We start from the raw sequence: 17,631 nt of genomic DNA on the forward strand, positions 1-17,631 counted from the left end.
TTCTTGATGTTTGAATATTTTAATCACCGGAAGGCGGCTCCCAGCCCGCCTCCAGCTCGACTCAGTACTTCACCCGGGCGAAATAAGTCTTCTCCGAGGCTTCCAGCGCCTGGCGCACCGTGACGATACCCTTGGCCTCGAGCAGCGGCACCAGTTTCAGGAAGACTTCACCTGTGGCCAGCGCATCTTCGAGCGCATTGTGCCGTGTTTCGATCTTGATCCCCAGACGCTGCAAGATATCGTCCAGTTTGTGTGACTCCTGGTTCGGATGGGCAACCGCCGACAGCAGCAGCGTATCGAGCACCGGCTGCGTGAAGCGAATACCGGTCTGCTCTTCCTTCAACTGCAGGAAACGCATGTCGAAGGCTGCGTTGTGGGCGATCAGTACCGTGTCTTCGCAGAAGGCATGGAAGGCCGGCAAAACGATGTCGATGTTCGGCTGGCCGCGCACCATGTCGTCGGTGATGCCGTGGATTGGAATACCTTCCGGCTTCAGCGGCATCTCCGGATCGACCAGCTGGTCGAAGGTTTCGCGGCGCAGCAGGCGGTTGTTGACGATGCGAGCCGCACCGATCTGGATGATCTCGTCACCCTTGGACGGTTCCAGGCCAGTGGTTTCGGTATCGAACACCGTGTAGGTCAGATCAGCCAGCTTGCGGTCGAGGTCGATCGACTGGTCTTCAAAATTGAACAGGTCGAAGTCGTAGTACTCCGGACGTCCGGTGACGTGACGCTCCTCCACCAGCAGTTCGGCTTCCGGCGTGGCCGCCGGCAGTACGAAGCGGAAATAGGCCCGATGCGCTGCCTTTTCGCGCTGGTACCAGATTTCGCCGCCATGGCGGTCGATCACGTCGCGCAGGGTCAGCGGTGTCGAATCGCTGCCGATCTGCATCGATTCCATTTCCCAGGTGTAGAAGGTTTCCGAGGACATTGCCGGACCGGCCCAGATCAGGTCGAGATAGGCCAGCCGGCCTTCGCTGCTCAGGCGGAAACGCAGTTCGCGCGGATCGTAATGGTCCTGCAGGCGCGAAGCCAGGAAAACGATGGCAAAGACCAGCGAGAAGCTATCGGCCTTGAGCCACAGGTTCTCGTCGACCTCTTCCGTTTTGCTCGGCAGTTTCAAACGGTCTTCGATACGACGCTGGGCGGCGGCGATGATATCGACACCGAGCATGTCGTCCAGCGGCCAGCGCGTCTTCAGCGAATCGGAGAACTGGCTCATTGTCTGGTCGATGGACTGGCTACGCTTGGCGACCTCATCGTCGATGACGCGCAGGAAGCGCTCGCGCATCTCGGCTTCCATGTCGGGATAATCGAGCAGGTTGGCCACCGCGGCACGGATATTGCCGATGGCCGAGCGGCTGCCCTGGCTCAGGGTATGCAGCGCCTGATCGCGTTTTTCCTCTTCCTCGATACTGCGCGTGATGTTGTCGATGGTCAGCACATAGCCGGTCATCGCCCGCTCGGTGCCCTCGCCCGCGCTCAGCACGGGAACCATCTGCACGCGCAGCAATTGCCCGCCGCGCGTAGTCGTCGTGAAGCTGGCATGCGGCGCCTTGCCGGCCGACAGGCGCAGGCGGATGACGTCGCCGGCGTGTTCGACCTGGCTCTTTTCCAGAATGGAGAAGATGGAGCGACCGAGGCCGATCAATGCCCCACCGGCGACCGAAGTCGGCCCCTGGGCCAAGGCCTTGAATTGCAGCCGGGCGCGGTTGTTGTAGAGCAGGATGCGGCCATCGAGATTGCACACGACGACGGCCAGCGCCAGTTCCGACATCAGGGCCGCCAGACGGTTTTTCTCTTCTTCAACCGAAGCCTTGGCCGAAGCGATCTGCGCTTCGACGTCGCGCATCAGCACGTCGCGCTGTTGTGCCAGATCGTTGGCCGCTTCGGCCAGTTGTCGCACTTCGGGCGGTCCGTCGGGTGTGACGCGGAAGTCGCGATTGGCATTGAGCATCAAGCGCAAGGTTTCCCCCATGCGCAGCAAGCCTTCGACGTAATGCTTGAACAGGCGATGCAGGACCAGCACGCCAATGACGAAACCGAACAGGGTCATCATCGTGCCCACAGGCAGACGCGACACCAGAAGTTCGGTCAGCATGCTGCGCTCGCCCTCCTTCATGTCCAGCCAGACAAGCAGGGAGGTGACGACAAAAGGCCCAGTCATCAGCAAACCGAGCACGACAATGGCGAGGTAGAAACGATGTTTAGCCTTCATGGCTGGCTATCCGCGAAATATCTGTTTTGATTTTTGCCCAAAAACGACCGTGCACCGCAGCAGTGGCCCTCAGGCCCCTTCCAGCATGGTCTTCACGCGCGCCACCAGATCCTTGGTCGAAAACGGCTTGGTGACATAGGCGTTGGCGCCGATGGCCAGGCCCTTGGCCACCTCGGTATCACGCCCCTTTGCGGTCAGCATGACGATTTTCAATTCGGATTTGTCCGGATCGGCACGCAGGGCCTCGCACACTTCGAAGCCGGATTTCTTCGGCATCATTACATCGAGCAGCACGAGGTCCGGCGCAAAACTGGCCACCTTGGCCAGCGCTTCCTCGCCGTCACCGGCGACAGCCACCTCGAAACCCTCCTTGCGCATCAGGAATTCCAGCGAAATGACGATGTTCGGTTCATCGTCGACGATCAGAATCTTCTTCCCCATCGTTTGTCTCCCTCTTGTTATTCCTCCGACACCGCGAGCGGTATCGTGAAAATGAATGTCGCGCCTGCTCCTGCCTGGCTTTCAACCCAAAGCTTACCACCGAAGTATTCGACAATTTGCCGGCTGATCGGCAAGCCGAGACCAGTGCCCTGCGGCTTGTCGGTCAGCGTATTGCCACCCTGCCTGAACTTCTCGAACACGACGGTGCACTCCTCGGCCGTCAGCCCCGGACCGTTGTCGGCGACCTCGACGGTAATTCCCTTATCATCGGCCGCAACCCTGACTCCGACCTTACCGCTATCTGCCGGCACGAACTTCACCGCATTCGACAGCAGGTTGATGACGACCTGGGTCAGACGATCGCGATCCGCCTGCACTGGCGGTAAAGGCTCGGCGATCTGGCAGACGAGATCGACCGCCTTGTCGCGATAAAGCTGGCCGAGCGATTCCGCCGCCTCCAGCACCACCTCGCCAACATCGACCGACGTCGTCGTCCACTCAGCCCGCCCCGATTCCAGCTTGGCCAGATCGAGGATCTGGTTGATCAGGCGAGTCAGCCGCTCGGTCTCGCCGACGATGATGCCGAGAAAGCGCGTGCGGTCGGCCAGGTCGATCTTCGGATCGTCGTGCAGCATTTCCGAAAAAGCGCGGATCGAAGTCAGCGGTGTGCGCAGTTCGTGGGTAACGGTCGAAATGAAGTCGTCCTTCATGCGGTCCAGTTCGCGCAGGCGTTCGTTGGCGGCCCGCAACTCAGCCGAGGCGGCTTCCAGCGCCTGCTGCTTGGCCTCCAGCTCACGGCTGTAGGCGCGCACCTGTGTCGCTTCGTCGAGAATACCCAGCACCTCATCCAAGCCGAGCTCTTCCTCCTTGGCCACCGACGCCACCATGATGCGGGCGCTGGCCGAACCGATGGCCGCGGCCAGTTCGCTCTCGGCAAACTGCACGAAAGCGGCATCGGCCGGCAAGGACTTCCAGTCAGGCTTGCCGCGCAGCCGGGCATAAGTTGCCAATTGCTGCTGCGCCCGCCCGACACCGAGAAAACGCTCGAGCAAACCGACCAGTGCCTCCAGCGAGGCGCTGCCGCGCCACAGCCGCGCATTGGTATCGCGCCCGGCATGCCGCCCGACATCGACAAAGCGCTCGGCCTGGCTGGCCTCCACCGCATCCGGCACGGTCAGCAGGGAAACGGCGACATAGGCGCCAAGATTGGCCAGCATGCTCCACCACAGGCAGTGCGTGATCTCGTCGAGCCCGCCCAGCCCGAACAAGGCCTGCGCCTTGAGCCAGGTCAGCCCGAACAGGCCGTGCACGACAAAATCGTTGCCGATCCAGCCCGACTTGGCGAAGGACGGCAACAGCAAGGTATACAGCCACACGGCGAAACCAGCCAGCAAACCGGCAACTGCCCCCTGTTTCGTCCCCTGCTTCCAGTACATGCCGCCAAACATCGCCGGGGCGAACTGAGCCACCGCCGCGAAAGAAATCAGGCCGATGCCGACCAGGGCATAGGCTTCGCCAGCCAGGCGGAAATAGACGTAGCCGAGCAACAGGATCAAGGCAATGGCGAGGCGCCGGATCAGGATCAACAGTTTCGACAGGTCCCGCCGTTTTTCGCCTTGCAGCACCGACCACCGCAGCAGTGCCGGCATGACCAGGTCGTTGCAGACCATGGTCGACAAGGCGATGGTTTCGACGATGACCATCCCGGTCGCCGCCGACAGTCCACCGATAAAGACCAATAAGGCCAGGCCGCTGGCGCCGTTGGCCAACGGCAGGGTCAGCACGAAGGTATCGGGATTGACCGCACTGCCGAAATGCATCGCCCCGCCCAGCGCCACCGGCAATACGAAAACATTGATCGACAGCAGGTAGAGCGGGAAAAGCCAGACCGCACGCCGATAGTGCCCTTCGTCGACATTCTCGACGACCACCACCTGAAACTGCCGGGGCAGGAAAAGAATGGCCAGGCCGGAAAGCAGGATCAGGCTGGTCCAATTGCCCGCCCGCGCCGCATCGACCTGTAGCAAGCGGGCCAGTTCCGGACTCTGCGCGGCCTGGGCGAACACATCGCGCAGGCCGCCGTACATGCCGTAAGTCACGAATAAGCCGACGGCCAGAAACGCCAGAAGCTTAACGATGGATTCGAAGGCTATGGCCGCCACCATGCCTTCGTGGCGCTCGGTCGCATCGAGGTGCCGCGTCCCGAACAGGATGGTGAACAGCGCCAGCAGGCAGGCGATGAACAGCGTCGAATCCATCCACCACGGCTTGCCGGCCCCGCCCGCCTCGCCGAGCAGGACATCGACGCTCGCCGCCACGGCCTTCAATTGCAGGGCGATGTAAGGAACGATGCCGACCACGGCAATCACCGTCACCAAGCCGGCCAGCAACTGGCTCTTGCCGTATCGCGAAGCGATGAAATCGGCAATCGAGGTGATGCGATAGGCCTTGCTGATGCGGATCATCTTCAGGACCACGCCAGCACACAGCAACATCAGGGTCGGCCCGAGATAGATGGTCAGGAAAGACAGGCCGCCGGAAGTCGCCCGACCGACGCTGCCGTAGAAGGTCCACGAAGTGCAATAGACGGCCAGCGACAAGGCATAGACATTGGCCGAAATGATCGAACGCCCGGCGTCGGCACGTGCATCGCCGAAGCGCGCGATGGCAAAGAGCAGTCCAAGGTAGCCCACGGCAAGCAAGGCCACCAGCCAGGCCGGGAAACTCATGGCCTACCCCGCCGCTCGGCCACCCAGGCAGCCAAGCCGATCACCCCCGCCCATACGGCGAAGAGATAGAAGACGCTGGCAGGAATCTCCCACAGCCAGCCAACCGACAAGCCGAGCAAGGGAAAGGTCAGCAACAAGCTGCCCAAGGCAGAGAGTGCCGTCAGCCGCTGACGCATGCGGATCAACGCTTTCATCGGCCGCTCCGGCAAAAAAGAAACGGCCGACACGTTTCCCGTGCCGGCCGTTTGGGCATGCAGTCTGTTTTTGTTACTGCAACGGTCACCTTCTTGTGGGCGACCATGGTCTCCTCCTTGCCCCTTTTGTTCGTGACGTTCGCCAAGGCAAGCATGGCAAACGTTCGGAATTCAAGCTTTCGCCCGCAAGCGGGCGATCACCGGGCTTCGTCGTCAGACAAAACCCGGTGCAACTACCTTAGCCCTTCAACTGCTCCAGGATCGCCGGGTTTTCCAGCGTGGAGGTGTCTTGTGTGAGCTCTTCGCCCTTGGCCAGGCCACGCAGCAGACGACGCATGATCTTGCCGGAACGGGTCTTCGGCAGGTTGTCGCCGAAGCGGATGTCCTTCGGCTTGGCAATCGGACCGATTTCCTTGCCAACCCAATCCTGCAGTTCCTTGACCAGCTTCTTGGCGGCTTCCGGATCGGTCGGACGAGCACCCTTCAGCACGACGAAGGCGACGATGGCTTCACCGGTCAGGTCGTCCGGGCGGCCGACAACGGCAGCTTCGGCAACCAGCGGGTTGGCAACCAGCGCCGATTCGATTTCCATGGTGCCCATACGGTGACCGGAAACGTTCAGCACGTCGTCGATACGGCCGGTAATGGTGAAGTAACCGGTTTCGGCATCACGAATGGCGCCGTCGCCCGCCAGGTACAGCTTGCCCTGGAAGTCGGCCGGGAAGTAGGACTTCACGAAGCGATCGTTGTCGCCCCAAATGGTGCGGATCATCGACGGCCACGGCTTCTTGCAGACCAGGATACCGCCCTGGCCCCACGGCAGCTCGGCACCGGTCTCATCGACCACGGCGAACTGGATGCCCGGGAAAGGCAGGGTGCAGGAACCCGGAACCAGCGGGGTGGCGCCCGGCATCGGGGTGATCATGTGACCACCGGTTTCGGTCTGCCAGAAGGTATCAACGATCGGGCAGCGGGAACCGCCGACGTTCTCGTAGTACCAGGTCCAGGCAGCTGGGTTGATCGGCTCGCCGACGGAACCCAGGATGCGCAGGGAAGACAGGTTGTAGCTCTTCGGATGCACGGCGGCATCGGCTTCGGAAGCCTTGATCAGCGAACGGATCGCGGTCGGTGCCGTGTAGAAGATGGTGGCCTTGTGATCCTGGATCATCTTCCAGAAACGACCGGCGTTCGGGAAGGTCGGCACGCCTTCGAAGACGATTTCGGTGGCGCCGCAGGCGAGCGGGCCGTAGGTGATGTAGGTGTGGCCGGTCACCCAACCGATGTCGGCGGTACACCAGAAGGTGTCGTTATCCTTGATGTCGAAGGTGTACTTCATGGTCAGGATAGCGTGTAGCAGGTAGCCGCCGGTGGAGTGCTGAACGCCCTTCGGCTTGCCGGTGGAACCCGAGGTATAGAGCAGGAACAGCGGATGTTCGGCTTCGACCCATTCCGGTTCGCAGGTTTCCGGCTGGTTGGCCAGCTCGTCGTGCAGCCAGGTGTCGCGGCCGGCGACCATGTTCACTTCGGCACCGGTGCGCTTGAAGACGATGACGTTCTTGGCGGACTCGCAACCGCCCATGGCGAAGGCTTCATCGGCGATCGGCTTCAGCGGAATGGACTTGCCACCGCGGAACTGGCCGTCGGAGGTGATCAGCATGACGGCGCTGGCGTCGTTGATACGATCGCGCAGCGACTGAGCGGAGAAGCCGCCGAAGACGACGGAGTGGATGGCACCGATACGGGCACAAGCCTGCATGGCGACGATGCCTTCGATGGTCATCGGCATGTAGATGACGACGCGATCGCCCTTCTTGACGCCCTTGGAACGCAGCAGGTTGGCCATCTTGCAGACCTTGACCAGCAGTTCCTTGTAGGTGACCTTGGTAACCTGACCGTCGTCGGCTTCGAAAATGATGGCGACCTTGTCGCCCTTGCCGGCTTCGACGTTGCGATCCAGACAGTTGTAGGAAACGTTCAGCTTGCCGTCGGCAAACCACTTGTAGAACGGGGCGTTGGACTCATCAAGCACCTGGGTGAAAGGCTGCTTCCAGGTGATCAGGTCGCGGGCGCGCTTGGCCCAAAAACCTTCGTAGTCGGCTTCTGCCTCCGCGCACAGCGCCTTGTAGGCGTCCATCCCGGAAACCGCCGCATTTTTGACGATCTCTTCGGACGGGTAGTACATCTGCACGGACTCATTCGACATATTTTTCTCCTCTGCGGTACTTCGCAATTGTGTTGAAACAACCGATCGGATTCCAGGCTACAACCCGGAACTTCTAAAAGCCGCACAAGCCGGGAAACACCTCACTCCCCACGCCAGCGTTGATGCGGCATTAGACGGCCATATTCTTACAATCGCCTTACGAAATCACGCTGCGGCGCAGCAATTCGGCAACAATTCATGCCGTATGCGAATGGCGCTGCGACCACTACTTTCGGCATGGTAGACTCGCGGTTTTCAATGCTTACGCACATCCGATGAGCGCTCCCGTCAAATATCTCGAATCGTTCATTTTTGCGAGCCGCTGGATACAGGCGCCGCTCTACCTTGGCCTGATCGTCGCCCAGGTGGTTTACTGCTGGCTGTTCATGGTGGAACTGAGCCACCTCGTGGCCGGTGCCTTCGGCCCGCACCACATGACCGAAACCGACGTCATGCTGATCGTCCTTGGCCTGATCGACGTGGTCATGATCGCCAACCTGCTGGTCATGGTTATTGTCGGTGGTTACGAAACCTTCGTTTCCCGCCTCGACCTGGAAGGTCACCCGGATCAGCCGGAATGGCTCTCCCACGTCAATGCCGGCGTGCTCAAGATCAAGCTGTCCACGGCAATCATCGGCATCTCGTCGATCCACCTGCTGAAGAGCTTCATCAATGCCGGCAACCTGACCGAGCACACATTGATGTGGCAAGTCATCATCCACGTCGTATTCCTTTTCTCGGCGCTGGCCATGGCCCTGGTGGACAAGACCATGACCCAGACGCTTGCCCTGCAGCATCAAAAACACCACTAAAAGTCGGAGTCCCGCATGACCGCCATCAAACAGGAAGACCTGATCCAGTCCATCGCCGATGCTTTCCAGTACATCAGCTACTACCACCCGCTGGATTACATCAAGGCCTTGGGTGAAGCTTACGACCGCGAAGAGTCCCCGGCCGCCAAGGATGCCATCGCCCAGATCCTGACCAATTCGCGCATGGCCGCCGAAGGCCATCGTCCGATCTGTCAGGACACCGGTATCGGCATGGTCTTCATCAAGGTCGGCATGCAGGTCACCTGGCCGGATGCCACCATGAGCATTCAGGAAATGATCAACGAAGGCGTCCGTCGCGCCTACGCGAACCCGGACAATCCGCTGCGCGCCTCCGTGCTGGCCGACCCGGCCGGCGCCCGCAAGAACACCAAGGACAACACCCCGGCCGTCGTGCACTTCGAGATCGTCGAAGGCCATCACGTCGAGGTCATCTGTGCTGCGAAGGGCGGTGGCTCCGAAGCCAAGTCCAAGTTCGCCATGCTCAACCCGTCCGACGACCTGGTTGACTGGGTGTTGAAGAAGATTCCGGAAATGGGTGCTGGCTGGTGTCCGCCGGGCATCATCGGCATCGGCATCGGCGGCACGCCGGAAAAGGCCATGCTGCTGGCCAAGGAATCGATCATGGCCCCGGTCGACATTCACGAACTGAAGGCCAAGGCGGCCTCCGGTGCGGTGCTGACGCGCCCGGAACAACTGCGCCTCGAACTGATGGAAAAGATCAACGCACTGGGCGTCGGCGCCCAGGGCCTGGGCGGCCTGACCACCGTACTCGACGTCAAGGTGCTCGACTACCCCTGCCACGCCGCCAACCTGCCGGTCGCCCTGGTGCCGAACTGCGCCGCGACCCGCCACTGCCACTTCCACCTCGATGGCTCCGGCCCGGCCAAGCTCGAACCGCCGAAGCTGGAAGACTGGCCGGCCGTGACCTGGACGCCGGACGTCAAGTCGGCCACCCGCGTCAATCTCGACACCCTGACCAAGGAAGAAGTCGCCTCCTGGAAGGTCGGCCAGAAGCTGCTCCTTAACGGCAAGATGCTGACCGGCCGCGATGCCGCTCACAAGCGCATCTCCGACATGCTGGCCAAGGGCGAGAAGCTGCCGGTGGACTTCACCAACCGCGTCATCTACTACGTCGGCCCGGTCGATCCGGTGCGTGATGAAGTCGTCGGCCCGGCCGGCCCCACCACTGCCACCCGCATGGACAAGTTCACCCGCACGATGCTGGAGAAGACCGGCCTGATCTCGATGATCGGCAAGTCCGAGCGCGGCCCGGTCGCCATCGAAGCGATCAAGGACAACAAGTCGGCCTACCTGATGGCCGTTGGCGGCGCTGCCTACCTCGTCGCCAAGGCGATCAAGTCGGCCAAGGTCGTCGGCTTCGAAGACCTCGGCATGGAAGCCATCTACGAATTCGACGTCAAGGACATGCCGGTGACCGTCGCCGTCGATTCGACCGGCAGCAACGTGCATGAGAGCGGCCCGAAGGAATGGCAGATCAAGATCGGCAAGATCCCGGTCAAGGCCTGATCCTTCCTGCGCAACAACAAAAAAGCCGGCAATCGCCGGCTTTTTTATTTACTTCGCTGAATGAACTCGATCAGGTCATGCGCTCGGCCCGTGCACGGTCCCACAAGCGCTTGTTCATGTCGTCCAGCGGCAAGCCGAGACGGAAGCTGGCATCCATCTGCTTGAGCAAGGGCATCAGTTGCAGGCCAACCTGGCCGATACAGCCACTCAGTTGAGCCGGATCGGTCGTGCCCAGCAACTCCTTCAGCTTGGCGAGGAACTCGTCATTGGAAACTTGAGCGGCGACGGCATTGGAGTCCGCCACCACGCGATTGCCACCGGTGCGCTTGGCGACCGCGAGGCGCGATTCGGCCAGATCGAGCAGTTCCTGAACAGAAATCTCGACGCCATCTTCCGGCGCCACGGCAATACCCACGCTGACCGTCAAATCGACCTGCTGGCCGCGCACCGAAATCTGCGCCGAGGTCATCGCCTTGCAGATACGGTTGGCGAAGCCAGTACAGATCGCCCGCGTCGTCGCCGGCGCCACGATCATCACCTTGCCCTGGGCCAACTGGCCGATGCTGTCTTCCGAACGAATCTTGCGGGCGAGCAGGAAAGAAAACTTCTGCACCGTGCGCGTCGCCAGATCGATGCCATATTTGCGCACCAGATCGTCGTAGCCGTCGAGCGAGAAGGCCAATACGCCGACGCCCCAACCGTCCGGTGCCGCCGTCAGCAACTGCCCCAGGCGCTCCTCGAGCATTTCGCGGGCAAGCACCACGTCTTCAGTGCCTTCGCTGTCGCCGCCCGACTTGCCTTCGTCGGCCTCCAGACCGGCCATGCCGCCCATCTGGCCCATGATGTCGCTGATGCCGACATCGGTACGCACTCCGACATCTTCCGGCGTTTCTTCGCTTTCCTCGACCAGCGTCGATACCAGCGTCTGGTCGACATCCGTGCCTTCATGGCGAACACCGCTCAAGCGCTCAACCAAGGCAGCGACGATGCTTTCCAGCGAAGCAGATGCCGAATCGCGCGAGATGAATTCGTTAACGCCGCAGCTGCGGGCCTTGGCCCGCTCCTCGTCGGAGAAGGAATCCGGCACGACCAGGAAGAAAGGCAGGCGATTCAGGCGCGGCAGCTTGCTCTCGCGCAGGCGCTCGACCAGTGCCAGGCCATCCAGACGGTTCAGGTTGATCCCGGAAACGACGGCAACGATGGAATGATCCAGAACGAGCGATTGCCAGGCCGATTCACCACTCGATTCCTCGCGGACTTCGAAATGCCCCGACAGCTCACGCGCCAAAGAAACGCGGATCACTTTCGACGCATCAGCCAGCAGTACTTTTCCCAGATTACTCATTTTTCACTCGAACCATTTCCGCCGCACGGGCAGCCTTTGGTCATATATAAACTCAGTCAAGTTTAAGGCGTGCCGCGCCAAGCCTCAAGCATATTCCGGGCAAATTACGGTAAAACATCTGGCCGCCCCTCTTGCATACAACGTCACTCTCGGCCATAGTAACGACTCTTTCTGCCCCCGACCTGACAATATCCCCATGACCGCCACCCGTACCTTCCGCTCCGTTGCTGCTCGCGCAGTATCGCCGGTCGTCGTACGCGTAGTCGTAGTAGGCGTCGTAACGCACGCGCCGTCGCGGATCAGGTAAGCAGCAGAAACACCAAAATTACCAACCCCCGCCGGCGCAAACCGGCGGGGGTTTTGTTTTGGAACCTCGCCGGAATCGCCGATTACCGAGAAAGAGAGAGTTCCATGACAGAAACACTGACCGGTGCCGAAATCACCATCCGCCTGCTTGAGCGACAAGGCATCCGCACCGTCGCCGGCATTCCCGGCGGCGCCATCCTGCCGATCTACGACGCGCTCGGCCGTTCCACCGCGATTCACCACGTCCTCGCCCGCCACGAGCAGGGCGCCGGCTTCATGGCCCAGGGCATGGCCCGCGCCACCGGTGAAGTCGCGGTCTGCATGGCCTCCTCCGGCCCCGGCGCGACCAACCTGCTGACCGCCATCGCGGACGCCAAGCTCGACTCCATCCCGCTCGTCGCCATTACCGGCCAGGTGCCCAAGGTGATGATCGGCACCGACGCTTTTCAGGAAGTCGACACCTACGGCCTGAGCATTCCGATCACCAAGCACAACTTCCTCGTTTCTTCGGCCGAAGAACTCCTCGAGGTGATCCCACGCGCTTTCGCGCTGGCCGCCTCCGGCCGCCCCGGCCCGGTGCTGGTCGATATTCCCAAGGACGTGCAGACCCAGGCCATCGAGATTGCCGAGTGGCCCGAACCCGGCCGCCGCCAGGCCGCGCCGGAAGCCGACGGCTGGGCGATTTCCGAAGCCGCCGCCATGATCAACAGCGCCAAGCGCCCCATCCTCTACCTCGGCGGCGGCGTCGTGCATAGCGGCGCGGCCGATCTTGCGGTCCAGCTCGCCGAAAAGGCCAACCTGCCCACCGTGATGACCCTGATGGCGCTCGGTGCCATGCCGGTCGATCACCCGCTCGCCTGCGGCATGCTCGGCATGCACGGCGCGCGCTACACCAACATGCTGCTCGACGAATGCGACCTGCTGATCGCCGTCGGCGCCCGCTTCGACGACCGCGCGACCGGCAAGGTGGCCGCCTTCTGCCCGCAAGCCAAAATCATCCACATCGACATCGACCCGGCCGAACTCGACAAGATCAAGACCGCCCATATCGGCATCACCGCCGACGTGGCCGAAGCCCTCGCCCGCCTGCTACCGGCAGTCAGTGAAAATTCGCGAAATGCGTGGGTGCACCGCAGCAACGAGCTAAAAGCCGAGTTTCCGCAGGCCATGCCCGGCCTCGACGACCCGCGCTCGCATTTCGGCCTGATCCGCAGCGTCGCCGCCTGCCTGGACGACGAAGCCGTCATCGCCACCGACGTTGGCCAGCACCAGATGTGGGTCGCCCAGGCCTACCCGCTACGCCGGCCGCGCCAGTGGCTCACTTCTGGCGGTCTCGGCACCATGGGCTTCGGCGTGCCCGCCGCCATCGGCGCCGCCCTTGCACAGCCCGAGCGTACCGTGGTCTGCTTCACCGGCGACGGCTCCATCCTGATGAACATCCAGGAACTCGTCACCGCCGGCGAAGAAAACGCCAACATCAAGATCGTGCTGATGGACAACGCCTCGCTCGGCCTCGTGCACCAGCAGCAGACGCTGTTCTACGGCGAGCGCCTGTTCGCCTCGCAGTTCAAGGCCAGCCCGGATTTCATCAAGGTTGCCCAGGGCTTCGGCATCCACGCTGTCGATCTCGACCAGGCTGCCAATCCCTGCGCCGCGCTGATGGAAGCCATCGCCCGCCCCGGCCCCTGCCTGATCCACGCCAGCATCGACGTCGACAACAAGGTCTACCCCATGGTGCCGCCGGGTGCCGCCAACCGTGACATGATCGGAGCCTGACATGAACGCCATCAACAAGAATGAACAAAACGCCCTCTCCCGCGCCGTGCTGGAGATCGACGTCAACAACCACCCCGGCGTCATGTCGCACGTCGTCGGCCTATTCTCCCGCCGCGCCTACAACGTCGAAGGCATCCTCTGCCTGCCCGTCGGCGATGGCAGCTGCAGCCGCATCTGGCTCTTGGTCAACGAAGACCAACGCCTGGCGCAGATGATGAAACAGGTCGAAAAACTCGAAGACGTCATCGCCATCCGCCGCCACCACGCGGATCACGCGGTGTTTCAGGATTTGGAAGTGTTCTTCAAGCCTTGATGGCTAGCGGTGACGGCCGGCTTTTGGGCCGGCCGTCTCCTTTTATCTACTGCGAAACCGGGAATTGGTTTTTGGTGTTTTTGGGCAGTGCACCGCAGCAGGCGGCCAGACAACGCTTAAAACGACTGGTCATGCCCTAGTTTCATCACCCGATCGCACATCCGCTCGCAATGCCAAACAGATAGACGCGTTCTACGCTGATGCGTATATTTATGCCCATTGCGTGACACCGACGCAAACACCCTCATGGTGAAGCTGGCTCCCTGTCAGCCATGTCCGGTTTCACCGCTTGATGAGAGCCATGAATAAACAACGAATATCCCAAACCATTGGCGACACAAGGCGAGCCGCTTGTCCTGTGTTCCAGCTTATTGGACAGGTTTCCGAATTAGGCGTCAGTTTTGACGTCTACTAATGAAATGGACTCCCCCTCCCGTCTAGCGGGACACTGAGTGCAGAGCAGCCAAGAGGCTGCGAGCTGACCAGGAGGTGTGCCATGAAAGCTGTACGCATCGGTCTTGATATTGCCAAGACGGTTTTCCAAGTCCACGGCGTGGATGAGCACGGCAAAACAGCGCTCAAGAAAACGCTGTCCCGCGGCGAAGTGCTCTCGTTCTTCGCCAATACGCCAGTCAGTCTGATTGGTATCGAAGCCTGTGCCGGCTCGCATTACTGGGCACGGGAACTGATCAAGCTGGGCCACGATGCCCGACTGATGGCCGCCCAGTTCGTTTCCCCCTACCGCAAGAGCGGCAAGAACGACGCCAACGATGCCGAGGCGATTTGTGAAGCCGTAGGCCGACCGAACATGCGCTTTGTTCCCGTCAAGTCTGAAGAGGCGCAAGCTGTTCTCGTCGTGCATAGGGCACGCACGCTGACCGTCTCCGAACGGACCGCACTGGTTAATCAGGTGCGGGGTTTGTTGGGCGAATTCGGGATTGTGGTTGGACAAGGGATTGCCCAAGCGCGTCGGCTGCTGGCCGACATCGGCGCGGGCGGTCGGCAATTGCCGACCCTGGCCCGTGAAACCGTTGGCGAGCTACACGACCGCTTGCGAGCACTCGACGAGCGCATCCTCGCTTACGACCGAAAGATAGCCACCTTGGCCAAGGCCTGCGAACCGGCCCGTCGCCTGATGGCAATCGAAGGTGTGGGTCCGGTGACAGCCACAGCGCTGGTGGCCAGTGTAGGCAATGCCAGCGCTTTCAAGAGTGGCCGGCAATTTGCAGCCTGGCTTGGGCTAACGCCCCGACAGAATTCCAGCGGTGGCAAGACGAAACTAGGGGCCATCAGCAAGCGCGGCGATGTGACGCTGCGCACTTTGCTGATTCATGGCACCCGCTCGGTATTGCGCCTGACAACAGGCAAGACGGATCGTAAAAGCATTTGGGCAGAAGCGCTCAAGGAGCGTAGTTGTGCCAACGTCGCGGCAGTTGCGCTGGCCGCCAAAAATGCACGTATCATCTGGGCAATGCTGTCCAGAGGCACTGAATACCAAGTGGCAAGCTGACGCTTGCTTTGATCAACCGATTCATCAGATTCCCGCCTGAAGATTGCGAGCGAAATGAGTTGATGGGACAACGGTTCAGACCGACGTGGAGAAAGCCTGATAACTAGTTTGGTCGAATCAAGGCCGCTCTACTAATGAGGCTTCCACGGAGCGAATGTCATCAGGGCCGATACCGACGGGTGTCAAAGTAGGCCGGATAGATTCCTGCAGGCTGTTACCAACGAACCAACAACTTATTACTTGCAAACTGGGGGAGTCCATAGATACTAGTTAGAGCCCATGAGTCTCGTACTTCCTCGCTTGCTCGTATCTGCTCTGGTGCTACTTGGTGCTCATGACTCTTATGCCACCTGCGCTGATAAAGATCCCGCTCTCGTTGCCAAGTCTTTCCACGAAAATCACACAGTCTTCCACCTCGACTCCCCGTCCAATCTAAAAAGCATAATTTCCTCCCGTCTGTACTCAGCGTTATCACGAGAATACAAGTGCTCTCGCAACGAGTTGTGCGCCGTTGAGGCTGATCCATGGACCGATGCGCAAGATGGTGAAATTACCAAACCTATTCGATTCAAAACCACGCAGAAGACAGATACGGCAGCTGCGGTACGAATGAGCTACACCTTTTCTCTCTCAGATAATCGCCAGTGGCAGCAAAGCGTGCTCGTTCGCCTTGAGCGCAATTCAGTACAAGGGTGTTGGCTAATTTCCGATTTAGTATCACCGAAGGGGCAATCACTTGTTGGTCATATCGAGAACTGGCATCAGCGATTCGGCAATGGGCTCTAACATTCCGGTCAAGGCGTGGCCTTCGGCCGCTGGGACGTCCCGCAAGCGGGCCGCCCCTTACCTAAAACGTTGGGCGTCTTAAAGGAGCCATGCGCTTTGCTGAACCTTGGTAATCCGTGCTGGAGGTTGTGCAAATGAAGAAGCGTCATTTCGACCGTTCAAGGTTGATGCCGGTCGTACTTCTCTTCCTGTCCGTACTTCCCATCATTTCTTCAATGGTGGCTCCCGCCGACCGTGCAGGCCGGGGAGTTATATCGAATTTTCTCGACAGCCCCTACTACCTAATCGCCTTGTTCATTCTCTATTTCGTCGTAATCGGCGTGATGAGTTGGGATGGAAGTCGAGCGTCACGAGAGAGAAAGAAAGCCAATGAGGCACTTGCGTCAATTGATCTCCAATACAGAAATGGAGACACGCTTGCGGTAATCAAAGACTGTGAAGAACAATTGTCCACTTACCCAAACGACGCTGCCCTTCATTGGTATTTGGCGCTGGCTACTTATGCTCAGAAGGACTTCCAAGTTGCGCGGCCCCACTTTCTAAAGGCAGCGGAGATTGATGCTCGATTCGAATCGGCGGTCCAACCATTTCTGGAAAAGATGTTGTCGGAAGTCGCGTCCGAGGCAATTCACCAGCAGCATCTTCATTAGTAATGAATAGCCCGAGTTACGAATAATCGGGGACAGACCACGATTTATTTCCCAAAGCAAACGTGGTCTATCCCCATTTAATTCTGGCGTTGATATATCCCCTGCACCTTGAGCACCACGTATTACGCCAGGAAGGAATCCGAATGACACAGCGTAGTTTGTCTCTCCTCTTCGCTCTGCTGCTCGCCTGGATTTCCGCTCCGGCCGTCGCCACGACAACGGAGCTCCCATTCAACAAGGCTTCGGGAACGCAAGTTCTGCGCGCAGAGTTCGGTTTGTTCAACTTGTCGCAATCCGGCAAGCCGCCCTTCGTGCCTACCAAAGTCGTACCACTGAAGCCGAATCAGAGCTATGGCTGGCTCATTCAGTTGCGTACCGACAAGCCCAAGATTCGCTGGAGGGAAGAGTTCACTTTGCCTGCCAAGCCGAACACCTGGGGCGATCCGGAGCCCATCGGAGCGCGCACGGTGTCATCCGATGGCCGGGTATCGGTCACCGAGCGCGAAGTCGCTCCCGACCGAGGAACGATTTTCAATGTCTGGACAGTAGCCCCTGGCGACCCGAAAGGCCGCTACCGGATACGGGTTTATGTTGAAGGGAGCCTTGCTCAGGAATTCGAGTTCGACGTTCAGTAATCCCAACCAACGTCAGAACGACTGGCGACCAAGCAAAGAGCTATCTTGATTTTCCTTGGGCTGTTTTATGCCCAACCCAATCTTGGTTTTTGCCCGTTTTAACCAGTGCACCGCAGCAGCGCTGCCAAAAGTAAGCCAAGGGCTCGGCACTCAAACAAAACGAGA

At 60.2% G+C, this 17,631-nt stretch carries 14 protein-coding genes; 8 read left to right on the plus strand and 6 right to left on the minus strand.

The genetic code is table 11. From position 1 onward, the window contains the following. Positions 1–61 precede the first annotated feature (61 nt). From WIF35_RS04740 to acs, 5 genes are all read right to left on the minus strand, one after another. Positions 62–2,218, minus strand: a complete 2,157-nt coding sequence (locus WIF35_RS04740) for an exonuclease domain-containing protein (protein ID WP_412480416.1) — start codon at positions 2,216–2,218, stop codon at positions 62–64. Between the two features lie 69 nt (positions 2,219–2,287). Continuing rightward, entirely contained in the window at positions 2,288–2,659 is a 372-nt protein-coding gene (locus WIF35_RS04745; protein WP_412480417.1) for a response regulator transcription factor, read from the minus strand. Between the two features lie 17 nt (positions 2,660–2,676). Next, complete coding sequence (locus WIF35_RS04750) at positions 2,677–5,388, minus strand: ATP-binding protein (RefSeq protein WP_412480418.1); 2,712 nt, start codon at positions 5,386–5,388, stop codon at positions 2,677–2,679. Further along, the gene (locus WIF35_RS04755; RefSeq protein WP_412480419.1) at positions 5,385–5,582 is read right to left on the minus strand and encodes a hypothetical protein; all 198 of its coding nucleotides are present in this window, start codon (positions 5,580–5,582) and stop codon (positions 5,385–5,387) included. The genes WIF35_RS04750 and WIF35_RS04755 overlap by 4 nt, the downstream gene beginning before the upstream one ends. A 238-nt stretch (positions 5,583–5,820) precedes the next feature. After that, positions 5,821–7,785, minus strand: coding sequence for an acetate--CoA ligase (gene acs, locus WIF35_RS04760; protein ID WP_412480420.1), 1,965 nt, complete (start codon positions 7,783–7,785; stop codon positions 5,821–5,823). Positions 7,786–8,060: 275 nt separating this feature from the next. Between acs and WIF35_RS04765 the strand changes: the two genes are divergently transcribed. Beyond that, entirely contained in the window at positions 8,061–8,597 is a 537-nt protein-coding gene (locus WIF35_RS04765) for a TIGR00645 family protein (RefSeq protein ID WP_412480421.1), read from the plus strand. Between the two features lie 15 nt (positions 8,598–8,612). Continuing rightward, positions 8,613–10,145: a fumarate hydratase gene (locus WIF35_RS04770; protein WP_412480422.1), complete on the plus strand. Its 1,533-nt coding sequence runs from the start codon at positions 8,613–8,615 to the stop codon at positions 10,143–10,145. A 70-nt stretch (positions 10,146–10,215) separates the two neighbouring features. Here the strand turns inward: WIF35_RS04770 and WIF35_RS04775 are convergent, their stop codons facing one another. After that, on the minus strand, positions 10,216–11,490 hold the full coding sequence (locus WIF35_RS04775) for a diguanylate cyclase domain-containing protein (RefSeq protein WP_412480423.1): 1,275 nt from the start codon (positions 11,488–11,490) through the stop codon (positions 10,216–10,218). 411 nt (positions 11,491–11,901) lie between these two features. On the opposite strand from WIF35_RS04775, the gene ilvB reads away from it, so the two are divergent. From ilvB to WIF35_RS04805, 6 genes are all read left to right on the plus strand, one after another. Continuing rightward, positions 11,902–13,572, plus strand: coding sequence for an acetolactate synthase large subunit (ilvB, locus tag WIF35_RS04780; protein WP_412480424.1), 1,671 nt, complete (start codon positions 11,902–11,904; stop codon positions 13,570–13,572). Position 13,573: 1 nt separating this feature from the next. Beyond that, a complete protein-coding gene (gene ilvN / locus WIF35_RS04785) occupies positions 13,574–13,885 on the plus strand; it encodes an acetolactate synthase small subunit (RefSeq protein WP_412480425.1) in 312 nt (103 codons plus the stop codon). Between the two features lie 496 nt (positions 13,886–14,381). Then, complete coding sequence (locus WIF35_RS04790) at positions 14,382–15,395, plus strand: IS110 family transposase (protein WP_412480426.1); 1,014 nt, start codon at positions 14,382–14,384, stop codon at positions 15,393–15,395. A 279-nt stretch (positions 15,396–15,674) separates the two neighbouring features. Beyond that, entirely contained in the window at positions 15,675–16,181 is a 507-nt protein-coding gene (locus tag WIF35_RS04795) for a hypothetical protein (protein ID WP_412480427.1), read from the plus strand. Positions 16,182–16,315: 134 nt separating this feature from the next. Further along, entirely contained in the window at positions 16,316–16,831 is a 516-nt protein-coding gene (locus tag WIF35_RS04800) for a hypothetical protein (protein WP_412480428.1), read from the plus strand. Positions 16,832–16,974: 143 nt separating this feature from the next. Then, complete coding sequence (locus WIF35_RS04805; RefSeq protein WP_412480429.1) at positions 16,975–17,466, plus strand: hypothetical protein; 492 nt, start codon at positions 16,975–16,977, stop codon at positions 17,464–17,466. The last annotated feature ends 165 nt before the right edge of the window (positions 17,467–17,631 follow it).

The organism is Azonexus sp. IMCC34839 (genome assembly GCF_047047955.1).
GTDB lineage: Bacteria > Pseudomonadota > Gammaproteobacteria > Burkholderiales > Rhodocyclaceae > Azonexus.

Bases quoted from the DNA above. Each gene is read 5' to 3' on its own strand.
- ilvN (WP_412480425.1), top strand. From the start codon at position 13,574: ATGAACGCCATCAACAAGAATGAACAAAACGCCCTCTCCCGCGCCGTG.
- WIF35_RS04745 (WP_412480417.1), bottom strand. From the start codon at position 2,659: ATGGGGAAGAAGATTCTGATCGTCGACGATGAACCGAACATCGTCATT.
- WIF35_RS04805 (WP_412480429.1), top strand. From the start codon at position 16,975: ATGACACAGCGTAGTTTGTCTCTCCTCTTCGCTCTGCTGCTCGCCTGG.
- WIF35_RS04790 (WP_412480426.1), top strand. From the start codon at position 14,382: ATGAAAGCTGTACGCATCGGTCTTGATATTGCCAAGACGGTTTTCCAA.
- WIF35_RS04755 (WP_412480419.1), bottom strand. From the start codon at position 5,582: ATGAAAGCGTTGATCCGCATGCGTCAGCGGCTGACGGCACTCTCTGCC.
- WIF35_RS04740 (WP_412480416.1), bottom strand. From the start codon at position 2,218: ATGAAGGCTAAACATCGTTTCTACCTCGCCATTGTCGTGCTCGGTTTG.
- WIF35_RS04750 (WP_412480418.1), bottom strand. From the start codon at position 5,388: ATGAGTTTCCCGGCCTGGCTGGTGGCCTTGCTTGCCGTGGGCTACCTT.
- ilvB (WP_412480424.1), top strand. From the start codon at position 11,902: ATGACAGAAACACTGACCGGTGCCGAAATCACCATCCGCCTGCTTGAG.
- WIF35_RS04765 (WP_412480421.1), top strand. From the start codon at position 8,061: ATGAGCGCTCCCGTCAAATATCTCGAATCGTTCATTTTTGCGAGCCGC.
- acs (WP_412480420.1), bottom strand. From the start codon at position 7,785: ATGTCGAATGAGTCCGTGCAGATGTACTACCCGTCCGAAGAGATCGTC.
- WIF35_RS04775 (WP_412480423.1), bottom strand. From the start codon at position 11,490: ATGAGTAATCTGGGAAAAGTACTGCTGGCTGATGCGTCGAAAGTGATC.
- WIF35_RS04800 (WP_412480428.1), top strand. From the start codon at position 16,316: ATGAAGAAGCGTCATTTCGACCGTTCAAGGTTGATGCCGGTCGTACTT.
- WIF35_RS04770 (WP_412480422.1), top strand. From the start codon at position 8,613: ATGACCGCCATCAAACAGGAAGACCTGATCCAGTCCATCGCCGATGCT.
- WIF35_RS04795 (WP_412480427.1), top strand. From the start codon at position 15,675: ATGAGTCTCGTACTTCCTCGCTTGCTCGTATCTGCTCTGGTGCTACTT.